Below are 24,747 nucleotides of genomic sequence, written 5' to 3'. Positions count from 1 at the left end.
AGGGGGCTGCCTGGGCGCAGCCCCATAGAATACGGTGGCTGGCGGGCCCACAGGGAGGCCGGCACTTAAGCAAGTGAGCAAGCAAGCGCGGGGAAGGTTTCCCCGCAACAGAAGGTGAAATGGCCCGGTTTTTTTGATCAGCAAAGCAAACGTTTGTCGATCTTCCGAACACCATATCGCCTGCGATCGTGGCATGACAGAGCCACGGCACGGGCCGCCATTTCGTCACACATATTCAGGGATGCTGGAAGGAGTGGGTTATGACCCAGGCAAGCAGGACAAACAGTGTGAAAGAGGCGGCCAGTGGCCAGGGTGAGGCATCGGGGCGACAGCCGTCCTCAATCGGTGCGCTGGATCGCTACTTCATGATCAGCGAGCGGGGCAGCAATGTGCGCCAGGAGGTGCTGGCGGGGCTCACCACCTTCCTTGCCATGGTCTACTCGGTGATAGTGGTGCCCGGCATGCTCGGCAAGGCGGGCTTTCCTCCCGGCGCCGTGTTCGTGGCCACCTGTCTGGTGGCGGGCTTTGGTTCGCTCCTGATGGGGCTCTGGGCCAAGCTGCCCATGGCCATCGGCTGCGCCATTTCGCTCACCGCCTTTACCGCTTTCAGCCTGGTGCTGGGGCAGCACATCTCCATTCCGGTGGCGCTCGGCGCCGTCTTCCTGATGGGGGTGCTGTTTACCGCCATCTCGGTGACCGGGGTGCGCAGCTGGATCCTCGACAACCTGCCGATGGGGATAGCTCACGGTACCGGCATCGGCATAGGGCTCTTCCTGCTGCTGATCGCCGCCAACGGGGTGGGGCTGGTGATCAAGAATCCGCTGGAGGGGCTGCCGGTGGCGCTGGGGGCCTTTACCTCCATGCCGGTCATCATGTCCCTCATCGGCCTGGCGGTGATCGTCGGGCTGGAGAAGCTCAAGGTGCCGGGCGGGATCCTGCTGGTGATCATCGCCATCTCCCTCTTCGGCCTTATCTTCGATCCGGCGGTGACCTATCAGGGGCTGTTTGCCATGCCGAGTCTGGCCGATGAGCAGGGCAAGTCCCTCATCTTCAGTCTGGACATCATGGGGGCCCTCTCGCCGCTGGTGCTGCCAAGCGTGCTGGCGCTGGTGATGACGGCCGTGTTCGATGCCACCGGCACCATCAGGGCGGTGGCGGGGCAGGCCAACCTGCTGGACAAGGATGGCCACATCATCAACAGCGGCAAGGCGCTCAGCGCCGACTCCATCAGCAGCATCTTCTCCGGTCTGGTGGGGGCGGCGCCGGCCGCCGTCTATATCGAATCGGCGGCAGGCACGGCCGCGGGCGGCAAGACCGGCCTCACCGCCACCGTGGTGGGAGCCTTGTTCCTCTTGATGCTGTTCCTCTCGCCGCTCTCCTACCTGGTGCCGGCCTATGCCACGGCGCCGGCCCTGATGTACGTGGGACTCCTGATGCTGAGCAACGTCGCCCGGCTCGACTTCGATGACTTCGTCGGGGCCATGTCCGGCCTGCTGTGCGCCGTCTTCATCGTGCTCACCTGCAACATAGTCACCGGCATCATGCTGGGCTTCAGCGCCCTGGTGATAGGCCGCATCTGTTCCAACGAGTGGCGCAAGCTCAACATCGGCACCGTCATCATCGCCCTGGCGCTGGTGCTCTTCTACGCCGGTGGCTGGGCCATCTAGTCCAGGGGCCTGTGCCATTTCGAGCGTCTCATCGGGGGCCACCGGCAGGTGACCCCCGACGCTTTTCAGCCGCGGCAGGTACCATTTTGATAATGGGGATTACCAGATTGATAACGGGGCGCATGCCAGCGGCTTGATGCGCATGAAAAATCGGCAATCCGGCAGCGCCCCGAGCCCGGCTTGGGTGCCGGATGGGATCTTCTTCACACTTATCCCCATCGCTGGCCAGCCTGCGGGAAACAGGCGCATATCTTGCTGTTTTTTATCCTGGTTCTGGATTTTCTTACCTGAAGCAAGGACTTGCATATGTCCATAGGATTACCGCTCAAGCGGGTGGATGCCGAGGCCAAGGTGACCGGCAGCGCCCGCTATACCGATGACAACATCATGCTCGGCATGCGCCACGCCAAGTACGTGCGAAGCTCCATCGCCCACGGCAAGGTCACTGCCATCGACGCCAGCGAGGCGCTGGCCCTGCACGGGGTCGAAGCCGTGTTCACCCATGAGGATGTGCCCACCACCTGTTTTCGTACCGCTGGTCACGCCTGGTCCCTCGATGAGACCAAACGGGATGTGAAAGACAGGCGCCTGCTCACCGATCATGTGCGCCACTTCGGCGATGGTGTGGCCATAGTTGTGGCCCGCGATCCCCTGGTCGCCGAGAAGGCGGCAGCCCTGGTCAAGGTCACCTACGAGCCGCTGCCGGTGATGACGGATGCCCGGAGTGCGCTGGCCGAGGGCGCCTACCCCATACACCCGACCGGCAATCTGCTGCGCCAAAGCCAGCTCAGCGCCAGCGATCCCGAGCAGGCCATCGCCGCCGCCGATCTGCAGTTTCAGGCGCACTATCAGACACCTGTGGTGCAGCACTGCCATCTGGAGACGGTGACCTGTTACGCCTACATGGATCAGCCGGACCACATCATAGTGGTCTCCAGCACCCAGATCCCCCAGATAGTGCGCAGCCGGGTCGCCAAATCCCTCGGCCTGCCCTGGTCCAGCGTGCGGGTGATCAAGCCCTATATGGGCGGTGGTTTTGGCAACAAGCAGGATGTGCTGGAAGAGCCGATGGCGGCGTTTTTGAGCTACAAGCTCGGCGGTGTGCCGGTCAAGGTGACGCTCAGCCGTGAGGAGTGTTTCTTTGCCTCCCGCACCCGCCACGGTTTTGCCATCGACGGCAAGATAGGGCTCAACCGCGACGGCACCCTCAAGGGCTATCAGCTGGACGTGCTCTCCAACACCGGCGGTTATGCCTCCCACGGCCACTCCATCGCCAGCGCCGGTGGCAACAAGATAAGCTACCTCTATCCGCGCAGCGCCTTTGGCTATGACGCCAAAACCTTCTACAGCAACCTGCCCACCGCCGGTGCCATGCGCGGTTACGGCGCGCCGCAGGTGGTGTTTGCCCTCGAGTGCATGCTGGATGACGCCTGCGCCGAGCTGGGTCTGGATCCGCTTGCGGTGCGCATCGCCAACGTGGCACGGGAGGGGGATGTCAATCAGGTCAACCAGAAGACCATCTACAGCGCCGGCTTGCCCGAGTGCCTGCGCCGGGGTGGCGAGCAGTTCGAGTGGGAACGCCTGCGGGCCGAGTGTCTGGCACAGGAGCCGGCGAGCCGGGTGCGGCGCGGCATCGGGGTGGCGTGCTTCAGCTACGGCTCCAACACCTATCCGGTGGGGGTCGAAATTGCCGGCGCCCGCATGCTGCTCAATCAGGATGGCACCGTCAATCTGCAGATAGGCGCCACCGAGATAGGGCAGGGGTCGGACACCGTCTTTGCCCAGATGGCGGCCCAGACCTTAGGCATTCCGTTTGAGCAGATCCGGGTCATTTCGACTCAGGACACCGACATCACAGCCTACGACCCGGGCTCGTTCGCCTCGCGCCAGAGCTACGTGGCGGCCCCCGCCATCCATCAGGCGGCGCTGCAGTTGCGGGCGCGCATCCTGTCGCTGGCAGCCCAGCTCTGTCATCAGGATGTGGGATCCCTGACCCTGATCGACGGTTACGTGGTGCTGGCCGGTGCGCCGGACAAGGTGCTGATCAGCGTCGCCGAGGTGTCAATCAATGCCTACTACCACCTCACCATAGGCGGCCAGATCACATCGGAAGTCTCCCACAAGACCACCACCAACCCGCCGAGTTTCGGCTGTACTTTTGTCGATCTCAGCGTCGATATCGATCTCTGCAAGGTGACCATCAATCGCATCATCAACCTGCACGATGCGGGCAAGATCCTCAATCCGCAGCTGGCGGAGGGGCAGGTGCACGGCGGCATGGGGATGGGGATCGGCTGGTCCCTGTTCGAGGAGATGATCATAGACCCCAAGAGCGGCGTGGTGCGCAACCCCAACCTGCTCGACTACAAGTTCCCCACCATGCTGGATTTGCCCGAGCTCGAATGCGACTTCGTGCAGACCTACGAGCCCCAGTCTGTCTATGGCCACAAATCCCTGGGGGAACCGCCCATCATCTCCCCCGGCCCCGCCATCCGTAACGCCATTCGCATGGCAACCGGGGTGGCCATCAACGAACTGCCCATCACCCCCAAGACCCTGTTTCGGGAGTTTGTGCTGGCGGGTCTCATTACCGAGGGGTCAAGCGAGGAGCAACGCCATGTTTGATATTGCCCGTTATTACAAGGCCCGCAGTGTGGCCGAGGCGGTCGCCCTGCGTCAGGCCGACCCGCAAGCGCGGCTGCTGGCAGGTGGCACGGATGTGATGATCCAGTTGCATCATCTCAACGCCGCCTATCGCCATATCGTCGATATTCACGACTTGCCCGAGCTCAAAGGGGTGAGCGAGTTGCCTGATGGGTCAGTTCGCATCGGCTCCGGTACCACCTTTACCGAGCTCATCGAAAACGAACTGGTGCAGCGCCGCCTGCCCATGCTGGCCGAGGCGGCCGCCACCATAGCCGGCCCGCAGATCCGCAACGTCGCCACCTATGGCGGCAATATCTGCAACGGCGCCACCAGTGCCGACTCGGCGGCGCCCACGGTGGCGCTGGAGGCCGAACTGGAAATCGCGGGCCCCGATGGCACGCGCCGCATCTCCATCGCCGGTTTTCACACAGGCCCCGGCAAGGTGGCACTGCAACCGGCGGAGATCCTGGTGGCGTTTCACTTTGCCCCCGATCCCCATCTCCAGGTGGGCTCCCACTACTTCAAATACGCCATGCGCGGGGCCATGGACATAGCCACCATAGGCTGCGCCGCCTACTGCCAGATTGAAGATGGCCGCTTCAAGCGCCTGCGTCTGGCCTACGGGGTGGCGGCGCCGACGCCGGTGCGCACCCCCCATGCGGAAGCAGCGGCCGAGGGGCAACCCCTGACTTGGGCAACCCTGGCCGCCATTGCCGAGGCTGTGGTGGCCGATGTGGCGCCGCGCTCCTCCTGGCGGGCGGAGAAAGCCTTTCGCCTGCACCTGATCAAGACCCTGGCGCAGCGGGTGATCACCTGCGCCGTCGAACGTGCCGGAGGCAAAATTTTATGATGCAACCGCAAACCTGTCCCGCCGTGGAAATCCAGTGCGAGATCAACGGCAAGCCTTACTGCTATGCGGTGTCCCCCAATATGTCGCTGCTCCACTTCCTGCGTGGCCAGGGGCTGATCAGCGTGAAAGAGGGGTGCAGCGTCGGCGAGTGCGGCGCCTGTACCGTGCGGGTGAATGGCACAGCTATCGACAGTTGCCTCTATCTGGCGGTGTGGGCCGATGGCAAGTCCATTCGCACCGTGGAGGGGGAGCGGCAGGGCAACCAGCTCTCCGATGTGCAGCAGGCCTTTATCGACGAGGGGGCTGTGCAGTGCGGTTTTTGTACCCCCGGCCTGGTGATGGCGAGCGCCGCCCTGCTCGACAAGACAGATCGCCGACCGCTGACAAACGAGGAGATCCGCCGTGGCCTCTCCGGCAATCTGTGCCGCTGCACCGGCTACCAGAACGTAGTGCGGGCGGTGAAAAAATGCTGCAAGGGCTAGGGTGAGGCTGCCGCCCCGAACGCCATGCGCGGGGCGGCTATGTTGGGGGCATACCTGCTCCCGATATATCCGCCGGCAAGGCGGCATCTGACGGCCATGCAAACAACAGGCGGGGCCTGCAAAACCTTATTTTGGTCGTCTCATATTAATGGCGTGATATTTATCCATGGGAGGGGGAGCTGTATTTTCGCCCGGCGACACAGTGACGCCATATGGTCGGGTATCCTCTGCCGTCGTCGCTATTTCCAGCTAATTGTCCCGTGAATGGCCACTCGCGATTCGCCCTGGCTATCGCTGGCGGGATCCTTTCTCAAGCTGCTGTTTTTTCTTCCTATGTCAGTATGTGTCGCCATCTTGTGCGCCGTTGCCGGATATTGGCGGCAGCAAATGCCAACGGTGGTGCGCCGCTCATCTTGTGGCAGAGATGTCAGCGGAAAAACATTATTTTTCGTCACCTGCTCGCAACAATTTTCTGTAATTGTTAGCCAGCTCGCGGCGGCCCCGAGGCCAAACGGGCAGAGTAGGCGCGATATTTGGCCATGGGCCCGTATCGACGGTTTTGATAGCTGTAACAAGGTGCTGCGGCCCGCCTAACGCGGGGCGCCAATAACATATCTGCTAATAAGAAAAGGAACATTGGCTATGTCAGGAAGACACTCTCTGGTGGCGCTCGCGGTCGGGTTGGCGCTGTCAGGACAGGCACAGGCACAACTGCTGATCAGCGAATACCTGGAAGGATCCAGCAACAACAAGGCGGTGGAGCTGAGCAATCTGGGCGCGACGCCCGTCGATCTCTCCCAATACCGGCTGGCGCTCTATGCCAACGGCAAACCTCTCACCGATACCCCCACCAACAGCCTGACGCTGCAAGGCACCCTGGCCCCGGGCGCCAGCCTGGTGTTGGCAAACCCCTCCGCCAACGCCGAGATCCTGGCCAAGGCGACCCAGACCAGCGGCAACCTGGTGTTCAACGGTGACGACGCTCTGGTGCTCTATCGCGGCAGCGAGATAGTGGACAGCTTCGGCCAGGTGGGGGTGGATCCAGGCACAGCCTGGGTGTCCGGCAGCGTCTCGACCCTGGACATGACACTGCGCCGCAAGGCCACAGTCACCACGGGCCGGACTGATGCGACCGGCCCCTTCGATCCGGCGCTTGAATACGTGGCCGCCGCCAAGGATGACGCCAGCGGCCTGGGTTGCAGTGGCGATGGTCCCTGCGATGGCACTCTGCCACCGGCCTTCGTCTGCCCGGTCGATCAGCTGGTGCCCGTGCCCGCCATTCAGGGTCCCGGCAGCAGCAGCCCGCTGGTGCCGGCCGGCAAGTTTGAATCCGAGCAGGCCTATGCCACCCGTGGCATCGTCACCCAGGTGGTGAACGGTCTCTACAAGGGCTTCTTCATCCAGGATCCGCAAGGGGACGGGGATCCGGCCAGCTCGGACGGTCTCTTCATCTACAGCACCCAGGCCAACGGCGCCATAGTGCCGGGAGCCGAGGTGTGCGTCTCGGGCAAGGTGAAGGAGTACTTCAACCAGACCCAGCTCAATGCCGACCAGCTGGTGGTGACCCAGCCCATGGTGGCCTTGCTGCCGGCGGTGGATCTGGTGCCGGTGGCGGGCGAGACCCTGAACCAGTTGCTGGAGCGCCACGAGGGGATGCGGGTGCGGCTGGTGCCCGAGTCCAGCCTGGTGGTGACCCGCAACTTCAGCTTCGATTACGACGGCAAGCGCAACAACCTGGTGCTGGCTTATGGCGCGCCTCTCATCAAGTCGACCCAGAAGTTTGCCGCCATGAGCGAGGAGGCGAGCCAGTGGGCCCTGCGCAACCAGCAAAATCAGCTGGTGGTGGAGACGGACGCCAAGACGCCGGATGGGGTGCTGCCCTGGTATCCCGCCTTCAATGCCGAGGATGGCTACCTGCGCATCGGCGACAAGCTCAATGGCCTGGAGGGGGCGCTCGGCTATTCCTACAACCTGTTCCGGCTGGTGGCGAGCAACCGCATCGACAGCGGCGACATAGATCACAGCGGCTGGGACAGGGCCGAGACCCCAGAACTCGCCGAGGCGGGGGATCTGCGGGTCGCCAGCTTCAACGTGCTCAACTTCTTCACCACTGTGGTGGGCGGGGATGCCAACCCCACCGGCAGCAACCGTGGCGCCCTGACAGTGGCGGAGTTCGAGAAGCAGCGCACCAAGATCGTCAGCGCCATCACCCGCCTCAACGCCGACGTGGTGGGGCTGATGGAGATAGAGAACAACGGCTACGGCGACAACTCCGCCATCGCCAACCTGGTGGCGGCCCTCAACGCCGCCCAGCCGGATGAGGCGGATCACTACCGCTGGATTGCTTCGCCGGATGGCCAGCCCATAGGCACAGATGCCATTACCGTGGGTCTCATCTACCGACCCGCCAGCGTGACGCCGCAAGGGGCCGCCAGCCTCATAGTGCTGCCGGTGCAGCAGGCCGAGGCTCTGGATGCCAGTGGCAAGCCGGTGGCCATCAAGCAGGGCATGCGCGAGTCGCTGGTGCAGCAGTTCAGCTCACCCAAGGGGGATGCGCCTCTGACCCTGGTGGTCAACCACCTCAAGTCCAAGGGCTCCGCCTGCTTCGAGGATTATCCCGACTATGCAACCGCCGATCCGCTGGATGGTCAGGGTCACTGCAACGCGCTGCGGGTCTCCGCCGCCAAGGTGCTGGGGGAGAGCCTCAAGGCGCTGGGCGGGGATCTGCTGCTCATCGGCGACATGAACGCCTATGGCATGGAGGATCCCATCCGGGTGCTGACCAGCTATGATCCGGCGGCCCAGCCGCGCCAGATCATGAGCGCCTCCTTCACCACGCTGGCGGGCCAGCCCTATGAGGAGAGCGGCAGCGCCCTTGGCAAGGGGTATGGTTTTGTGAACCTCAACACCCGCTTCCATGGCACCGACACCTACTCCTACAGCTATGAAGGTGAGCTCGGCAACCTGGATCACGCCCTGGCGAGCCCCAGCCTTGCGGCCAAGGTGATCGGCATAGAGGATTGGCACATCAACTCCGCCGAGAGCAACTTCTTCGAGTACGGCAGCAAGTACACAGGCCAGCTGGCCAAATCGGACGGTCCCTTCAGCGCCTCGGATCACGATCCCGTGCTGGTGGCGATCCAGTATCCGTTGCCGCCTGCCGGGGTGATCAGTCTGGAGAGCGCGGTCGCCAGCGTGGAGGAGGGCAGCACCCTCACGCTGAGCGTTGCGCGTCGCGACGGCACTCATGGGGAGGCCAGCGTCAGCTATCGCATTTCCTACGGCAGCGCGGATGCCAATGACGTGGCGCCACTGACCGGCACCCTGAACTGGGCGGCCGGCCAGAGCGACAGCCAGACCATCCAGATCCCGGTGAAGAGCGACACCCTGCACGAGGGGGATGAGACCTTCACTCTGGAACTGTTCGATGCCAGCGGCGCCACCCTGGGTGAGCAGCGTCAGACTCTGGTGACCATCAAGGACAAGCTGGCGCCGTCCACCATTGCGCTGGCTCGCGCCAGCATGACGGTGAACGAGGGGCAGTGGTTTGCCGAGATCCCCGTGGTGCGCAGCGGCGATCTGAGCAAGCCGGCCCGTGCCCAGTTGGGCCTTGAGGGGATCACGGCGCGCTGGGGGCTGGATTTCCTGCCCTGGTTCAGCCAGTCGGTGAGCTGGGCCGCCGGTGAGGGGGGCAGCAAGTCGGTCAAGGTGCTGATCATCGATGACTGGTTTGTGGAGCCCACCGAGCAGTTCAAGATAAGCCTGCGCCAGTTGCAGGGGGGCCAGCCCGGCAACCTGCAGGAGACCCGGGTCGACATAGTGGACAACGACAAGCCCTGGTGGCCGTTTGGCCGCCACTGAGAGGCATCATGAACATGTGTGATACAAGGGGCCTGCGGGCCCCTTTTTGCTGGGCATGATGGGGTTGGATTGGGCGGGCAGCCATGTCAGACGAGGTGACTGGTGCCCATCGGTGTGATGGGCCTTGGGGTGCTCATAGAACTGGGTCTGTCAGGATTGACTCTGGGCGCTGTCGATCACCAGCTTGCCATCCTTGACCGGTATGGTGGCGCCGGGGGCCTTCTCCATGCGGATGACCCCTTCCTGGCCGGCGAGGCGGTAGGTGACGTCATAGCCCAGGGTGCGGGTGCTGCTCTCTTGCACAGTCTTGCAGCGCTGCTCTGTGGTGGTGTAGGTATCACCGGCCTGCATGTTGCCCTGCACCTGGTTGCCGGCATAGCCACCCGCCACGGCGCCCGCGGCGGTCGCCACCTTCTTGCCGTTGCCGCCACCAAACTGGTTGCCGAGCACGCCGCCCAGCGCGGCGCCAACCACGGTACCCAGGATCTTGTGCTCGTCCTGCACCGGTTTGCGGTGGGTCACGGTGACGTTGCGACACTCCTGACGGGGCGTCTTGATGGTCTCGGTCACCGGCTTGCTGGCCAGCACCTCGGCAAACTGAGGCTGGGCTGAAAACAGGGATCCGCTGGCGGCGGCCGACAATGCCAGCGCAGAGGCCACACCGATCCCGACACCTGCCAACATGGATTTGTTCATTTTGCGTTCTCCTGAAATGCATCACCTGATGCGGCTGTTGCTTGCCGCGATCTTGGCACAACCCGGAGGATGAACAAGGCGGCCAGCGCGCGGGCACGACAAGCCCTGACTTCACCAAAAAGCCCCTCGTCAAAAAGGTGTCGGGCTTTGGCGACAAAGGCCGTGGAGCTGGGACTGGAAAATGGGCACGTCACTCTGGAGCGGGTGGATGCGTCGCAATTTGCGATTCATATGGGGTCTTTTTATTCATTTTGCGTCAAACCACTGCCGCACCATCACCATAGAGCGGCACTCTGCCGCGCTTGCCCCCCGATGCGGGCTTTAAGGGCTTGCCCGCGTGCACCGACTCGTGCGCAAGTGCTTGATAAATCGCTTTACCGGCGCAGGGGGACTGCCGATAACAGATCACGGCAAGCATTATGCTTGGTCATTTGGCAGAGAGAGTGACGGGCCCATGAGCGACTGTGGCTCACCCCGACAGGCGCGATGCAGTGCCGGTGAGCCAGGTAACGCCGTCATCATCTCGGGGCCAGTGAAAGTGACAATGGCAATACCGAGGCAATCCCGACGCGGCACATGTTGGGACTGTGGTGGTCAAGCAAGAATCGGCAAGGGGGACTTATGTCGATGCTGCCAAGATGGATACAGCCGGCCGTACAGGCCGAGATCATTACCCAGCAGCAGGCACAGCGACTGCTGGCATCCCTTTATCAACCCCTCTCCGAGGTGGCGCAGGAGCTGCCCGCCGACATAGTCGACATCAGCCTCAAGCTCTACTGCTTTCGCCAGCAAGGCCGGGTGCGTCATTGATGCACGAGTGAGAGGGCGTTTCCCTGGAGCCGTGGACCGCACAGAGAGCGCCCGGCACAGTGGGCCGGGCGCTCTCTGGTAGTGAGGCTCGCCTCAGATCATCATCACCTGCACCACCAGCATCAGGGCGCCAAAGCCCAGCACGAAGCCCACCATGGGCAGCACGAACCTGACCCACTGGTTGAACTGGATGCCGAGCATCTGCAGGGTGACCAGCACCAGCCCGGTGGGGGCCAGGAACAGCATGGCGTATTGCCCCCAGTTGTAGGCCGACACCACTATGTAGCGCGGGATCATCACGGTATCGGCGAGCGGCGCCATGATGGGCATGGAGAGCACGGCCAGCCCGGAGGAGGAGGGCACCACCAGCCCCAGCAGGGTGAACACCAGCATCTGGGCCACCGCAAACACGGCGCCGTGCATGCCGGCAACCAGACTGGAGGCGTAAGCCAGTATGGTGTCCGAGATCATCCCCTGATCCAGCACCAGATTGACCCCGCGCGCCAGCCCTATGATCAGCGACACCGCCACCAGTTCGGAGGCGCCCTGGGTGAAGGCCTCGACCGCCTCCTTCTCCTTCAGTCCCGAGATGAACATGATGATGATGGCGACGGCGAGGAAGGAGGCCGCCATCTGCGGGAACCACCAGCCGGCCATGGAGACGCCCCACACCATCAGGGGAAAGGCGAGGATGAACAGGGTCAGGATGATCTTGCGGCGCAGGGTGAAGGGGACTCCTTCATCGAGAGATCCCTCTTTGAGGAAACGGGCCCGGAAGCTCTCTCTGTCCTCATAGGTGTAGGAGAAGGCCGGGTTGGCCTTGATCTTCTTGCAGTACCAGTGGAGATAGCCAATGACCACCAGGGTACCCACCAGACAGCCGACGGCGCGAAAGATCAGCCCCTCGGTGAAGGGAATGCCGGCGGCGTTGGAGGCGATCACTACCGAGAAGGGGTTGATGGTGGAGAAAGTCGTGCCCATGGAGGCGGCGAGGAAGATGGCTCCCACGCAGACGATGGCGTCATAGCCGAGCGCCAGAAAGATGGGCACCAGTATGGGGTAGAAGGCGACAGCCTCTTCCTCCAGCCCGCAGGTGGTACCCCCCAGCGCCATGACGAAGCAGACCAGCGCCACGAACATGAATTCGTTGCCCCGGGTCCTGCGCGACAGCGCCACCAGGCCGGCGCTGAAGGCCCCCGTCTTGTTGATGACGCCGATGAGCCCGCCCAGCACCAGGATGAAGACTATGATGTCGGCACCCTCTATGGTGCCCTTGACCATGCTGACCGCCACGTCGGCGAGCCCCTTGGGGGCCTGCGCCAGTCGCTCATAGGTGCCGGGGATGGCGATGGGCTTACGGATGGTGCCGCTGGTGAACTGTTCCACCCCGATATTGATATTGAGTTTTTCAAGCTCGCCCTGGGTGGCGGGCACCCGGCTTATTTCTCCCTGCGGGCTATTGACCATCAGGGTGTGGTTGGCCGAGTTATAGGAGAGCTTGGAATAGGCCCCCGCCGGAATGATCCAGGTCAGGGCAATGGCCAGCAACATAATAAGAAACAAAATGGTAAAGGCAGTGGGAAATTGTCTGCGTGGCTTGGTATTCGGCTTGGCACACATAAAATGCTCCTCGATAAAGCAGGTTCGGGCTAGGCGGAATATCGGGTCGACAGGGTTCCTTCGTCATGGGGCAGAAGTGCGCAGATCTACTGGTAATGGCGTACTCGTTGGCGAGAAGTCTGGCCTGATATTGGGCATGCGGTAGATTGTTTCACTATGTAACCATAACCTGCTGGTGTCGGGATGAATACGAAGCGCGGCCCGCTTTATGGGCTGGCTCACAGAATATATTTGCTGATGGAATTGTCGTTAATTTCAATCCCGTACCCATGCCGGGTCATTATATTCAATAATTATCCCGGTTCATTTGGTGGGTATAATTGGCAACAACGCCTCGGCTGCAAATAAATATGTAAAGGATGCATGGCAACCCATGCTGGTTTGATAATGGATACATATTATTCAAGGCTGGCAATACCCCGCATCATGACCGGGTGAAAACCCAAGCAGCGCCATCGCCTAAGACGTTTTGCTAATACCTGCCGCCATGGCGCTGCTGTTAGGCTGTCAGCCCCATAAGAGATCGGTGCAGGGCATGATGCCGACGAGATCTCCTGCCCAATCCGATCCAGCCGCTTTGTGCCACCTGCGAGGAAGGAACCCGATGACAGAGCAGAACATCTATGAGGCCGGCCTTGATAAAAGCCCCGCCAATTTCGAGGCGCTGACCCCCATCAGCTTCCTGGCGCGGGCGGCGCGGGTTTATCCCGACTACCCGGCGCTGATCCATGGGGCCTTGTGTCAAAACTGGGCCCAGACCGAGCGACGCTGCCGCCAGCTCGCCTCGGCCCTGCGTCGGCATGGCATAGGCGAGGGGGATACAGTCTCCATCGTCGCCCCCAATACCCCGGCCATGTTCGAAGCCCACTTCGGGGTGCCCATGAGCGGCGCCGTGCTCAACACCCTCAACACCCGGCTCGATGCCGAGTCCATGGCCTTCATCTTCCAGCATGCCCAGAGCAAGGTGGTGCTGGTGGACAGGGAGTTCGGCGCCGTGGTGCGCAAGGCGCTGGCATTGATTGAACACTCGCCGTTGGTCATCGCCATCGACGATCCCCTCTATCGGGAGGGGGAGCTGATAAGCGAGCTCGACTATGAGGCGTTTCTTACCCAAGGGGACGAGGATGAGCCCGGTTGGCTGCCGAGCGATGAATGGCAGGCGATCTCCCTGAACTACACCTCGGGCACCACGGGCAACCCCAAGGGGGTGGTCTATCACCACCGCGGCGCCCACCTCAATGCGGTCAACAACGTACTCTCCTGGGAGCTGCCCAAACACCCTGTCTATCTGTGGACCCTGCCGATGTTCCACTGCAACGGCTGGTGCTTCCCCTGGACCCTGGCGGCCACCGCCGGGGTGAGCGTCTGCCTGCGCCATGTGCAGGTGGGGGCCATCTTTGATGCCCTGCGCGAGCACAAGGCGAGCCACTTCTGCGCCGCGCCCATCGTCCTCAATATGCTCAACAACGCCAGTCCTGCGCTTAAATACGGGCTCAATCATCCCATCAAGGTGATGACGGCTGGGGCGGCGCCGCCCGCCACAGTGATCGCCGGCATGGAGGCCATGGGGATCGCCGTGACCCACGTCTACGGACTCACCGAAACCTATGGTCCCTGCGTGCTGTGCGAGCCGCAGCGAAGCTGGCAAGGGCAGGATGCCACCACGCTGTCGCGCCTCAAGGCGCGCCAGGGGGTGGCATCCCCGCTGCAGGGAGAGATGCGGGTCATCAACCCGGTCAGCGGCGAGCCGGTTCCCCAGGATGGCAAGACCCTGGGGGAGATAGTGCTGCGCGGCAATGTGGTGATGAAGGGGTATCTCAAGAACCCGGCGGCCAGCGCCGAGGCGATGGCGGAGGGGTGGTTTCGAAGCGGTGATCTGGCGGTGTGGCACCCGGACGGTTATGTGGAGATCAAGGACAGATCCAAGGACATCATCATCTCGGGCGGGGAGAACATCTCCAGCCTGGAGGTGGAGGATGTGCTCTATCGCCATCCCGATGTAGACGAGGTGGCGGTGATCGCCATGCAGGACGAGAAGTGGGGGGAGGTGCCCTGCGCCTTTGTGAAGCTCAAGGAGGGCAGGGAGCTCACCCAGGCCGAGCTGATTGCGTTTTGCCGCGAGCAGATGGCCCATTTCAAGGCCCCCAAGCGGATCATCTTCACCCCCTTGCCCAAGACCTCCACCGGCAAGGTGCAGAAATTTATGCTGCGCCAGCAGCTGGGCAGTTGAGGTTGCGACAGCCGTAAAACAAAACGGGCCTGCAAGGCCCGTTTTGTCGATATGAGTTCAACAATTGTTTGTTATGGCGCTCATAAAGCCGCTGCACCACATCCTTCAACTCCAGTCCTTCGTTTTGCAGCAGTACGGTGAGGTGATAGAGCCGTCAGGAGGGATTCGTTGTTCACTTGTTATGGCGCTCATTGAGCCGCTGCACCACATCCTTCAACTCCAGCCCCTCGTTTTGCAGCAGTACGGTGAGGTGGTAGAGCAGATCGGCGGATTCGTTGATGAGCTCCTCACGATCCTTGGCCATGGCGGCCAGCGCCACTTCCACACCCTCTTCACCCACCTTCTGGGCGATGCGCTTGGTGCCTTTGGCGTACAGGCTGGCGGTGTAGCTGGTGGCCGGGTCGGCGCCCTTGCGCGATGCCAGGATCTGCTCGAGCTCTGCCAGGAAGCCGAGCGGCGGCACAGGGTGGCCGTCGAAGCAGGAGGGGGTGCCCAGATGGCAGGTAGGGCCGACGGGGTTGGCGGCGATCAGCAGAGAGTCCTGATCGCAGTCGGTGCTGATGGCGACCAGCTTGAGCACATGGCCCGAGCTTTCACCCTTGGTCCAGAGGCGTTGTTTGCTGCGGCTGAAGAAGGTGACCTGGCCGCTGGCCTGGGTCTTTTCCAGCGCCTCGCGGGTCATGAAGCCCTGCATCAGCACCTGGCCGCTCGCGGCGTGCTGGACGATGGCGGGGATCATGCCATCACACTTTGCCCAGTCCAGGCGCTCGGCGAGCGGTAGCTCGTTGTTTACAGCTTGATTATTCACGGATGGCGACTCCTTCGGTTTTCAGCCAGCGTTTCAATTCGGGAATGGGGATAAGGCCCTTGTGGAACACTGAGGCGGCCAGGGCCCCGTCCACGTCGGCGATAGTAAAAGCATCGAGGAAGTGTGCCATGGTGCCGGCACCACCGGAGGCGATGAGCGGCACCTTGCAGACGGCGCGCACCAGCTTGAGCTGCTCGAGATCATAGCCTTGGCGCATGCCGTCCTTGTTCATCACGTTCAGCACGATTTCGCCGGCGCCGCGCTTTTGCGCCTCCTGCACCCAATCCAGGGTATGCCAGGCTGTGGTGCGGGTGCGGCTCTCGTCACCGGTGAACTGCTTGACCTGATAGTGGCCGGTTTGCACATCAAAATAGGAGTCGATCCCCACCACCACGCACTGCACGCCGAAGCGCTCCGCCAGTCGGGTGATGAGAGTTGGATCGGCCAGGGCCGGCGAGTTGATGGAGACCTTGTCGGCGCCGAATTCCAGGATCTGGCGGGCATCCTCCACGCTCTTGATGCCACCGGCGACACAGAAGGGGATGTCGATGACCTCGGCCACCCGGCTCACCCAGCTCTTGTCGACCACACGGGCATCGCTCGAGGCGGTGATGTCATAGAACACCAGTTCGTCGGCCCCTTCCTCTGCGTAGCGGCGGGCAAGCTCGACGATACCGCCCATCACTTCATGATTTCGAAATTGCACTCCCTTGACCACAACGCCATCTTTGACATCCAGACAGGGGATAATACGCTTTGACAACATGCTCGTTGCTCCATGTAACGCACGGTTAAAAACATCGTTATTGCCGGGTGACGCGGGCGTCAGACGGCCAATGAGTGAAGATCGTCGGCATGCTTCAACAGGTGGTGCCCAACCGGGCGACAACGTGGCCGCAAGGGGACGTGTTCGACAGGGGAACCAACACTATATGCATGACTTTATTCAGTGATTCAACCCTTTATCTCTCTTTGTCGCCGCAGGATGCCGGGTCGGCGCATCCGGGCCCGCCGGTTCAAATCCTGTGGTATGTTCCTGCGTCGCCTGCAGGCTGCGCAGGGTAAGCAGGGCGCCGTCGAAATCGAACACTTTCAACTGGCGTGCCAGCGTATCCCCTTTGGGTCCGAGGCCAAGGAGCAGAGGACCGGCGTACTGCTCGAACAGTGGAATGACGGCTGTGTCGCTCTGCAGCAGCAGGCCTTCAATCTGGCGCAGCAACTGCTGCTGCCAGTGGCCGTTGAGGGGGGCCGACACGGCGGCGGGTTCAGGCTCTTCCTGACCCAGCAGCTCAAGCAGGGCGCCGAGTGCATTCGCTATCTCCGTCATCTGATCGGTCAGCTCGCTACCATCGCGGGACAGGTCGTGTTCCAGTCGCTGGCTCTGGTCGGCCAGGGATACCCAGCCCAAAGTCGCGGCGACGCCGCGCAAGGTGTGGGCGAGGCGCGTGGCGGCCGGCTGATCACCCGCCTGCAGATGGCTGCTGAGCAGTTGCATGTCCTGGCTGTGTTCACTGGCGAAATGGCGCAGCAAGGCGGCGTATTTCACCTGGTTGCCCTGCAGCGCCGCCAGCCCCTGTTGCAGATCCAGGCCGGGGAAGGATTGCAGCCGAGCGAGCGGGGCTATCAGGGTATCGCTGGCCCTGCGCTGGTATTGAGGCTGCACCGGCGTGCTGGCGGGCAGCCACAGTTGCAGCGCCTCAAACAGCTTGGCGGGGGTCACGGGCTTGGCGATGAAATCGTTCATGCCCGCCGCCTCACAGGCTTTTCTGTCCTCTTCAAAGGCACTGGCGGTCAGCGCCAGAATGGGGATCTGCTCCCAGCCCGGCAAGACACGGATGGCGCGAGTGGCACTGTAGCCATCCATCAGGGGCATCTGTATGTCCATCAGGATCAGATCGAAGGCGTGCTGGCTGACGCGCTCCAGCGCCTCCTGGCCGTTGACGGCGGTTTCGATGACGAGGCCGCTGTTGTTGAGCAGTTCCAGCACCACCTCGCGGTTGATGGCGTTGTCCTCCACCAGCAGCACGCGGGCGTGGTTGGAGAAAAAGAGCGTCTGTTGCACCGTCTGCTCGAGTCGCGCGGCTTGCTGCGGCTCGCTCTGCCCCAGAGAGAGCTGGGCGGTGAACCAGAAGCAGCTGCCCTTGCCCGGCACGCTGCTCAGACCGACCTCGCCCCCCATCAGGGTGGAGAGCCGGCTGGTGATCGCCAGGCCAAGGCCGGTACCGCCGTACTTGCGGGTGGTGGAGACGTCGGCCTGCTCGAATGCCTGGAACAGCTTCTCGCTCTGTTCCGGACTGATGCCGATGCCGGTGTCTTCCACCTCGAAGCGCAGCAGATATCCCGTGGGCAGCGGACGTTCTATCCGTACCCGCAGGGTGACCGAGCCCTGTTCGGTGAACTTGATGGCATTGGCCGCGTAGTTGAGCAGCGCCTGGCGCAGGCGGGTGATGTCGCCATGGACCCAGGCGGGTGTATCCCCTATGTCGACTATGATGGTGAGCCCCTTGGCCCGGGCTTGCTCGCTCATCAGGGCGCTGACATTGTCCAGCATGGCGGTGAGGGAGAAGTCACTCTGCTCCAGTACCATCTTGCCCGCATCGATTTTGGAGAGATCCAGAATGTCGTTGATGATGGTGAGCAGGTGCTGGGCGGCGTTGTCTATCTTCTCCAGCCGATCGTGCTGGGTGTGATCCGGGGTGTCGCGCTTGAGCAGATAGGTGAGCCCCAAAATGGCGTTCATGGGGGTGCGGATCTCGTGGCTCATGTTGGCCAGGAAGGCGCTCTTGGCACGGTTGGCGCTCTCCGCCCTTTGATGGGCCTGGGCCAGTTGCAGGGTGCGCTCGTTGACCATCTCTTCCAGGTGGTAGCGGTATTGATCCAGCTCTTCGCCGAGCTGTTTCTTCTCCGTGATGTCCGCCTGCACGGTTACATAGTGGGTGATGACGCCGTTCTCCTGCCGGATGGGGGAGACGGTGGCCAGCACCTGGTAGTGGGAGCCATCCTTGCGGCGGTTGATGAACTCGCCATGCCAGCGCTGACCCTGATGGATGGCGTCCCACAGGGCAACATAGGTCGCCTTGGGAGTGAGGCCTGAGCGCAGCAGGGAGGGGGTCTGGCCCAGCACCTCGCTCTGCTGGTATCCACTGGCGGCCAGGAAGGCGACGTTGACGTACTCGATGCGCGCCTGGGTATCCGTGATGAAGACGCCATCCGGGCTCTGCTCCAGGGCCAGCGACAGTTGCCGCAACTGTTGTTCGGCCTGCTTGCGCTCCGTGATGTCCAGATTGATGCCGAGCAGGCGCAGCGGGCGCTGCTGGGCATCCCGATAGACGCTGCCCTTGCTCACCAGCCAGCGGATGTCACCGCTGGGCAGCAGGATGCGAAACTCTATCTCGAGCGGTTTGCCTGCTCCAGGCAAGTCGGACAGCAGCTTGTCGATGCGGACCTTGTCGTCCGGATGCACGCAACTCTGCCAGGTGCTGAAGGTGTTGAGCTGCTCCACACTGCGGCCATAGAGGCGGGCACATTCGGGGGAGAAGAACAGCTGGCCACTCGGGATGTCCCATTCCCAGATGCCGACATGCGCCCCTTCCTGGGCCATCAGCAGGCGCTGTTCGCTATTGCGCAGGGCTGTGCTGGTGGTCTCTGCGCGGATGCGGGCGCTGATGGCATCGTCCATCAGATTCAGTGCCGCCAGGCGGGCGCGGCGCTGGGTATCGAGTGCGACCTGCTGGTTTTGCAACAGCTGTTGCTCGGCCAATTTGCGCTCCGTGATGTCCTGTACCGTGCCGTACAGCTCGACTATGGTGCCACTGCCATCGCGCAAGGCGGCGCCCCGGGCAATGATCCAGATGGGCTCCCCCTGTTCGTGGATCACCTCGGCATCGCACTCGTAGGGATAACCGGTCTGCAGGCAATGTTCGACGGACTGGGCGATGGCGCGCCACCCCTCCTGGGTGAAATATTTCCTCACCTCGGGATAGACGGCGGGAGGCAGGGACTGGTCGCGGCCATAGATGCGGTAGATCTCGGGTGACCAGTAGTGGCTGTTGTCGGCAATGTGCCAGCGCCAGTTGCCTATCTTGGCCAGATGCTGGGATTCGCGCAGGATCACCTCGTTGCGGCGCAGGGCCTCTTCGGTCTCCTTGCGTTGCTGGTTGTCCTCGATGATCGAGATGAAGTAGTCGGGCTCCCCCTTGAGATCCCGGACCAGCGCCACTGTGAGGGTGATCCAGAGAATGTCGCCCCCCTTGCGCAGGTAACGTTTCTCCAGGGTGTAGTGAGGCCGCTCGCCCGCCAGCATTTGGGTCACATAGGTCTGGTCGATGAAGAGATCATCCGGGTGGGTGATCTGCTGGAAGGTCATGCCCATCAACTCATCGGCCTGGTAGCCCACCATGTCGCACAGCCGCTGGTTGACCCGCAGCCACTTGCCATCCGGGGCGACCAGGGCAATGCCCACCGCCGCCTGCTCGAAGGTGGCCTGAAAGCGGGTTTCGCTCTGCTGCAGACGGGACTGGATGTTCATCAGCTCCTGCCAGCGCTGGGTCTCCCTGGCGCGGGATCTGTGCATGGCGGCGCTGAGCAGGCTGATGAGGACGCCGTTGGCGAGCAGTATTCCCCATTGCACCAGATCCTGACCGGCGGCAATGGTCAGCGAATGGAATGGGGGCAGCAGGAAGTAGGTGGTGACCAGGGCGCTCACCAGGGTGCTGAGCAGACCCGGCAGCAGGCCACCGAGCAGGGAGCAGAGGATGATGGGCAGCATGAAGAGCACCAGCAGCGGTCGTTCGCCAAAGGCGATGGGCAGCTGTATCCGGATCTGCAACATGAGAATGGGCAACAGAATGGCCAGCAGGCAGACCCCCCACCGTTGCCGGGGCTGGCGGATATGCCACAGCTGGGACCAGCTCATCATAGGGACTCCTCCGGCGGCGTGGGGGCTTGAGGATAGGGTGGCTGCTGCCCGAGCTGAAGTGACAGTGCATTGATCTGGTGCTTGAGGGTGAGCATGGCCAGCTCCCTGTCCACCATCACCTTGTTGAAACGCTCCAGCTCGCTGTTTTGCTGGCGCAGTTCCGCGGCCTGACGGGTCAGGGCCTGCTCGACCTGCTCCCGTTCGGTGACGTCCAGCAAGAGGCCGAGAACGGCGGGCTGGCCACGATAGTCGACGCGCCGCCCATACAGCTCCACCTCTATGTTCTGATGGTCGTGGTGCAAGGCGGTGAAACGGGTGTGGATCTCGGTATCTTCCTGCTCGCAGCGCAGCAGTTGCTCCGCCACCCTGTCGCTGTCTTTCGGGCTGGCCAGAGCGTGCAGCGTGCCGACTTTGAGCAGGGAGTTGGTCGAGCCGTAGCCGAACAGACGGGCGAAGCCCGGGTTGATGTAACAGAGCTGGCCCTGCTGGAGTATGTAGATGCCGGCCAGGGATTGTTCCACCAGGGCGCGAAACAGCCCTTCCCGTTCCTTGAGGCCCGCCTCGGCCCGCTTGAAATCCGTGATGTCGCGGGAGATGCCGAAGATGCCGATTACCTGGCCCTCGTTGTCTTGCAGTGGCCCCTTGGTGGCGAGGAACACCCGATCGCCGCTGGGCAGGGTGAGGTACTCCTCCTGTGTCTGTACCTTGTTGCGGGCTATGACCTGCTTGCCAAGATCCATCAACATTCGTGCCTGGTCGGGCGGGAAGATGGCCATGTCATCCTGGCCCAGCATCTCGGCGGCCGGCTTGCCGACGAACTGGCTGGCGGCGCGGTTGAACAAGATGTATTTGCCTTCCATGTCCTTGGCGAAGATGGCGTCTTCCGAGCTGTCGGCAATGGCGGAGAGCAGTTGCAGCGCCTGCAGGCGTCCCGCCTGGGATTGACGGATCTGTTCGGCCATGAAGAGCTGGGTGTGCTGGCGCAGCAATATGATGCCGGCGTTGGCGATGAAGAGCACCAGCAGGCCTATGAGCCCAATCCAGATGCTCTCCCTGAAGGCGGCGTGGTTGAGCTCCGCCTTGTCTATCTTGGCGATTAGATACCAGTCGGTGCCGATGACGGAGTGGATGGTGCCAAAGACCTCGACCCCCCGGTAATCCTGGCCAAAGAACGTCTGTCTGAGCCCCTCTTTGGCACCGCCGTTGAGAAACTGGGCTGCCAGCAGCGCCTTGTTGTCGATGGGGATCTGCAGGGTGAGGGCAGAGTGGGGACGATAGCGCACGTCATTGAGAAACTGCACCTGATTGCCGAGTTTTCGAAACAGCAGGGCTTCCCCGCTGCTGGCCGGAATGGGCCACTGCTTGAGAATGTGGTTGAGCCAGTCGCTGGAGCTGATCTGCAGTACGACAAGAGGGGAGCCGCTGCCAGTCATGGACAGCGGGGCTATGAAGTCGAGCCTGGGCTGGCCCTGCTCATCGAGATAGGGCCCCACCCGCATGACATTGCCCGTTTCCACTTGAGCCAAGGCCTCACGCAGCGGCGCGCCAAGACCGCTGGCCCCGGGCGTCTGCCACAGGGCTGTGCCGGTCGGGCTGAATACGGTCGCCGCGCTGAATCCCCTGATGGAGATGAACTCGGCCAGCCGGGTCATCAGGGGGGTATGTCCATCCTCTGGATGTGCAACTTGTCCCTGGCGATAGAGATTGGCATAGAGCGGGCTTTCGATCAGCAGGCGGGCATCGCGCTCACGGGCATTGAGCCACTCGGTGATCTGTTTGCTCTTGAGATCGGCGATGGCCTCGATCCTGGCTATCTCCTTGTCCTGGGTGTGACCCAGGCTCTGGGCGATGGCCATGCCGGTGAGTCCCAGGATCAGGCCGTTGATCAGGATAAGGGGCAAGAGCTGACGGCGAGAGAATTGACGGGTGACCACTGGCATGTCGATGCGACGGCGCAGCATGGCATAGAGCATGAGCGCCGTGATGAGGATGAACAGCCAACCCTTGATGGTGCTGGCCAGGGCAAACTGGGCCTGAGTGCTGAACAGCCACTCCACTGCCTTGTCGGAGAGCAGGATCCACAGGCTGGCCACTGCGGCATAGGTCAGCACTATGTTGAGAATGTAGGCCCGGGTGAGCGGGGGCTGGTCAGCCATGCTGTGCCTCGTTGTCATCCTTGTAGCGCTCGGCGATGGCGACGAACTGTTCGAAATGGCTGTCAAATGCCGCCACCACGTCCGGATCAAAATGCTGGCCGCTGCCGGTGAGGATCAGGGTTCTCGCCTCGTCATAGGGCATGGCGGCCTTGTAGACCCGTACGCTGATGAGGGCGTCAAACACGTCGGCCAGCGCCATCAGCCGGGCCGAGAGGGGAATGTCATCGCCGTGCAGGCCGTCAGGGTAGCCGCTGCCGTCCCACTTCTCGTGGTGCCAGTGGGCAATCTCCTTGGCCAGGGTAAGGAATGCCAAGGGTTGTTCTATGTCTTGTTCCGCTTGTTCGATGGCATCGCTGCCGAGCTTGGCATGGGTGCGCATGGTGCCCCACTCTTCCACCGTCAACTTGGCCGGTTTGAGCAGTATGTGATCGGGAATGCCCACCTTGCCGATGTCGTGCAGGGGGGCCGAGCGGCTCAGCAGGTCTATGTAGCGGGGAGTCAGGGTCTCGGCAAAGCGGGGATGCGTGGCGAGGGCGCTGGCCAGTTGCCGCACGTAACCCTGAGTGCGCAAGATGTGGTTGCCGGTTTCGGGGTCGCGGATCTCCGCCAGGTGGGCGAGGGCACGGATGGAGACCTGCTGGATCAGATCGTTCTCCATCATGCGGCGTGCCACCTCGGCCTCCAGCGCCGTGTTCTGGCTCTGCAAGCCGTCACGGGCCTGTTTGGCCTCCAGCTGGGTACGCACCCGGGCCTGGACGATGGCCGGTTTGATGGGCTTGGTGATGTAATCGGCCGCTCCCAGCGACAATCCGTACTCTTCACTCTGGGGATCGGCGAGGGCGGTGAGCAGCACCACGGGAATACGGCTGGTCTCGGGGGTGATTCGCAACTGTTTGAGCACCTCATAGCCATCCATGCCCGGCATCATCACATCCAGCAGGATGAGATCCGGCGCCGTCTTGCCAGTGGCGATCCGCAGGCACTTTTCTCCGCTCTGGGCGGCCAGCACCCGATAGGTGGGAGAGAGCAGATCGGTCAGCACCATCAGATTCTCGGGCGAGTCATCGACGATCAGTATGGTGGCGGCGTGAGATGTGAACATAAGTCCTCCGTGACGTTGTCTCAATGAGTTCGAGTATAGAGTCAATTGTTACCAAGTAATAAGGACTTACCCCGACTTATCTCTGGATGGAGAGATACCTGCCCGACCCCTGTGGCCAGGCAGGCTCTCATGTCACGGCGGCTGATCAAGCCGTCAATCTGGCGTGCCGTTGGCCCAGCAGGTGATGGCGTCACCCACGGAGAATTTGCCCTCCAGCAGGGCGCGGCCGAGGATGATCCCCTTGACCCCTGAGCCCTTGAGCGCCTCTATGTCCTGGATCCCGCCAATCCCGCCCGAGGCCTGGAAGGCCACGCTCGGGTAACGGGCGCAGAGATCCCGATAGAGCTCGACGTTGGTGCCCGCTAAGGTGCCATCGCGGCTGATGTCGGTGCAGAGCACATGCTTGAGACCGACCGGCAGGAAGCGCTCGATCAGCGCCTCTATGGTCACGCCGCTGTTCTCCTGCCAGCCCGCCACGGCGATATGGCGATTGCCCTGGGCGTCGATATTGACGTCCAGCGCCAGCACGATTTGCTCGGGGCCATATTTTTCCATCCAGCTCGCCACCAGATCCGGGGACTTGACGGCGGTGGAGCCGATCACCACCCGGCTGGCACCGGCGGCCAGCAGATCCGCCACATCCTGCTCGGTGCGCACTCCGCCGCCCACCTGCACAGGCGCCTCGGTGGCCGACAGCAGCTGGGTCAGCAGAGGGAGTTGGCGGGCCTGTGTCTCTTTGGCACCGTCCAGATCCACCAGGTGCAGTTGCACCGCCCCCTGGGAGACATATTCGTCAAAGCGGGCCTGCGGGCTGTCGCTGTATTCGGTTTTTTGGTCGTAGTCACCCTGATAGAGGCGAACCACCTGACCCTTGATAAGGTCAATTGCAGGAATGATCATC

The 24,747-nt window shown here is 62.4% G+C and carries 16 protein-coding genes; 7 read left to right on the top strand and 9 right to left on the bottom strand.

The annotated features are described in order from the left end of the window. Nucleotides 1-365 precede the first annotated feature (365 nt). On the top strand, nucleotides 366-1,667 hold the full coding sequence (locus IU367_RS11465) for an NCS2 family permease (RefSeq protein ID WP_274454379.1): 1,302 nt from the start codon (nucleotides 366-368) through the stop codon (nucleotides 1,665-1,667). Nucleotides 1,668-1,766: 99 nt separating this feature from the next. On the opposite strand, the gene IU367_RS11460 is transcribed toward IU367_RS11465, so the two are convergent. Next, entirely contained in the window at nucleotides 1,767-1,973 is a 207-nt protein-coding gene (locus IU367_RS11460) for a hypothetical protein (protein ID WP_274451926.1), read from the bottom strand. Here IU367_RS11460 and xdhA point away from each other — a divergent pair, their 5' ends adjacent. The 4 genes from xdhA (at nucleotide 1,974) to IU367_RS11440 (ending at nucleotide 9,506) form a co-directional block, all read left to right on the top strand. Further along, nucleotides 1,974-4,292: a xanthine dehydrogenase molybdenum-binding subunit XdhA gene (xdhA, locus tag IU367_RS11455; RefSeq protein WP_274451925.1), complete on the top strand. Its 2,319-nt coding sequence runs from the start codon at nucleotides 1,974-1,976 to the stop codon at nucleotides 4,290-4,292. It abuts the gene before it with no gap. Beyond that, nucleotides 4,285-5,163, top strand: a complete 879-nt coding sequence (xdhB, locus tag IU367_RS11450) for a xanthine dehydrogenase FAD-binding subunit XdhB (protein WP_274451924.1) — start codon at nucleotides 4,285-4,287, stop codon at nucleotides 5,161-5,163. Before xdhA ends, xdhB begins: the two co-directional genes overlap by 8 nt. Then, nucleotides 5,160-5,645, top strand: coding sequence for a xanthine dehydrogenase iron sulfur-binding subunit XdhC (xdhC, locus tag IU367_RS11445; RefSeq protein ID WP_274451923.1), 486 nt, complete (start codon nucleotides 5,160-5,162; stop codon nucleotides 5,643-5,645). The genes xdhB and xdhC overlap by 4 nt, the downstream gene beginning before the upstream one ends. Nucleotides 5,646-6,287: 642 nt before the next feature. Next, complete coding sequence (locus IU367_RS11440) at nucleotides 6,288-9,506, top strand: ExeM/NucH family extracellular endonuclease (RefSeq protein WP_274451922.1); 3,219 nt, start codon at nucleotides 6,288-6,290, stop codon at nucleotides 9,504-9,506. Between the two features lie 150 nt (nucleotides 9,507-9,656). Here the strand turns inward: IU367_RS11440 and IU367_RS11435 are convergent, their stop codons facing one another. Then, complete coding sequence (locus IU367_RS11435; protein ID WP_274451921.1) at nucleotides 9,657-10,202, bottom strand: glycine zipper 2TM domain-containing protein; 546 nt, start codon at nucleotides 10,200-10,202, stop codon at nucleotides 9,657-9,659. Between the two features lie 621 nt (nucleotides 10,203-10,823). Here IU367_RS11435 and IU367_RS11430 point away from each other — a divergent pair. Continuing rightward, nucleotides 10,824-11,012 carry a hypothetical protein gene (locus IU367_RS11430; RefSeq protein ID WP_043134896.1) on the top strand — a complete coding sequence of 63 codons (189 nt, stop codon included), beginning with the start codon at nucleotides 10,824-10,826 and terminating at the stop codon, nucleotides 11,010-11,012. A gap of 93 nt (nucleotides 11,013-11,105) precedes the next feature. Here IU367_RS11430 and IU367_RS11425 read toward each other — a convergent pair whose 3' ends face one another. Continuing rightward, nucleotides 11,106-12,632 carry a YfcC family protein gene (locus IU367_RS11425; RefSeq protein ID WP_274451920.1) on the bottom strand — a complete coding sequence of 509 codons (1,527 nt, stop codon included), beginning with the start codon at nucleotides 12,630-12,632 and terminating at the stop codon, nucleotides 11,106-11,108. 604 nt (nucleotides 12,633-13,236) lie between these two features. On the opposite strand from IU367_RS11425, the gene IU367_RS11420 reads away from it, so the two are divergent. Then, a complete protein-coding gene (locus IU367_RS11420; RefSeq protein ID WP_274451919.1) occupies nucleotides 13,237-14,862 on the top strand; it encodes an acyl-CoA synthetase in 1,626 nt (541 codons plus the stop codon). 172 nt (nucleotides 14,863-15,034) lie between these two features. On the opposite strand, the gene hisIE is transcribed toward IU367_RS11420, so the two are convergent. The 6 genes from hisIE to hisA form a co-directional block, all read right to left on the bottom strand. Further along, nucleotides 15,035-15,670, bottom strand: a complete 636-nt coding sequence (gene hisIE, locus IU367_RS11410) for a bifunctional phosphoribosyl-AMP cyclohydrolase/phosphoribosyl-ATP diphosphatase HisIE (protein WP_274451918.1) — start codon at nucleotides 15,668-15,670, stop codon at nucleotides 15,035-15,037. Continuing rightward, complete coding sequence (hisF, locus tag IU367_RS11405; RefSeq protein ID WP_274451917.1) at nucleotides 15,663-16,436, bottom strand: imidazole glycerol phosphate synthase subunit HisF; 774 nt, start codon at nucleotides 16,434-16,436, stop codon at nucleotides 15,663-15,665. Before hisF ends, hisIE begins: the two co-directional genes overlap by 8 nt. Before the next feature lie 180 nt (nucleotides 16,437-16,616). Further along, the gene (locus IU367_RS11400; RefSeq protein ID WP_274451916.1) at nucleotides 16,617-20,588 is read right to left on the bottom strand and encodes a PAS domain S-box protein; all 3,972 of its coding nucleotides are present in this window, start codon (nucleotides 20,586-20,588) and stop codon (nucleotides 16,617-16,619) included. Further along, nucleotides 20,585-22,744, bottom strand: a complete 2,160-nt coding sequence (locus IU367_RS11395; protein ID WP_274451915.1) for a PAS domain-containing protein — start codon at nucleotides 22,742-22,744, stop codon at nucleotides 20,585-20,587. Before IU367_RS11395 ends, IU367_RS11400 begins: the two co-directional genes overlap by 4 nt. Beyond that, a complete protein-coding gene (locus IU367_RS11390) occupies nucleotides 22,737-23,846 on the bottom strand; it encodes a response regulator (RefSeq protein ID WP_098984098.1) in 1,110 nt (369 codons plus the stop codon). The genes IU367_RS11395 and IU367_RS11390 overlap by 8 nt, the downstream gene beginning before the upstream one ends. A 153-nt stretch (nucleotides 23,847-23,999) precedes the next feature. Further along, nucleotides 24,000-24,746: a 1-(5-phosphoribosyl)-5-[(5-phosphoribosylamino)methylideneamino]imidazole-4-carboxamide isomerase gene (hisA, locus tag IU367_RS11385; protein ID WP_098984097.1), complete on the bottom strand. Its 747-nt coding sequence runs from the start codon at nucleotides 24,744-24,746 to the stop codon at nucleotides 24,000-24,002. Between the last annotated feature and the right edge of the window lies 1 nt (nucleotide 24,747).

The sequence above is a fragment of the Aeromonas bestiarum genome (genome assembly GCF_028751155.1).
Taxonomy (GTDB): domain Bacteria; phylum Pseudomonadota; class Gammaproteobacteria; order Enterobacterales; family Aeromonadaceae; genus Aeromonas; species Aeromonas bestiarum.
This window is presented reverse-complemented; position numbering and strand designations above follow the sequence as displayed.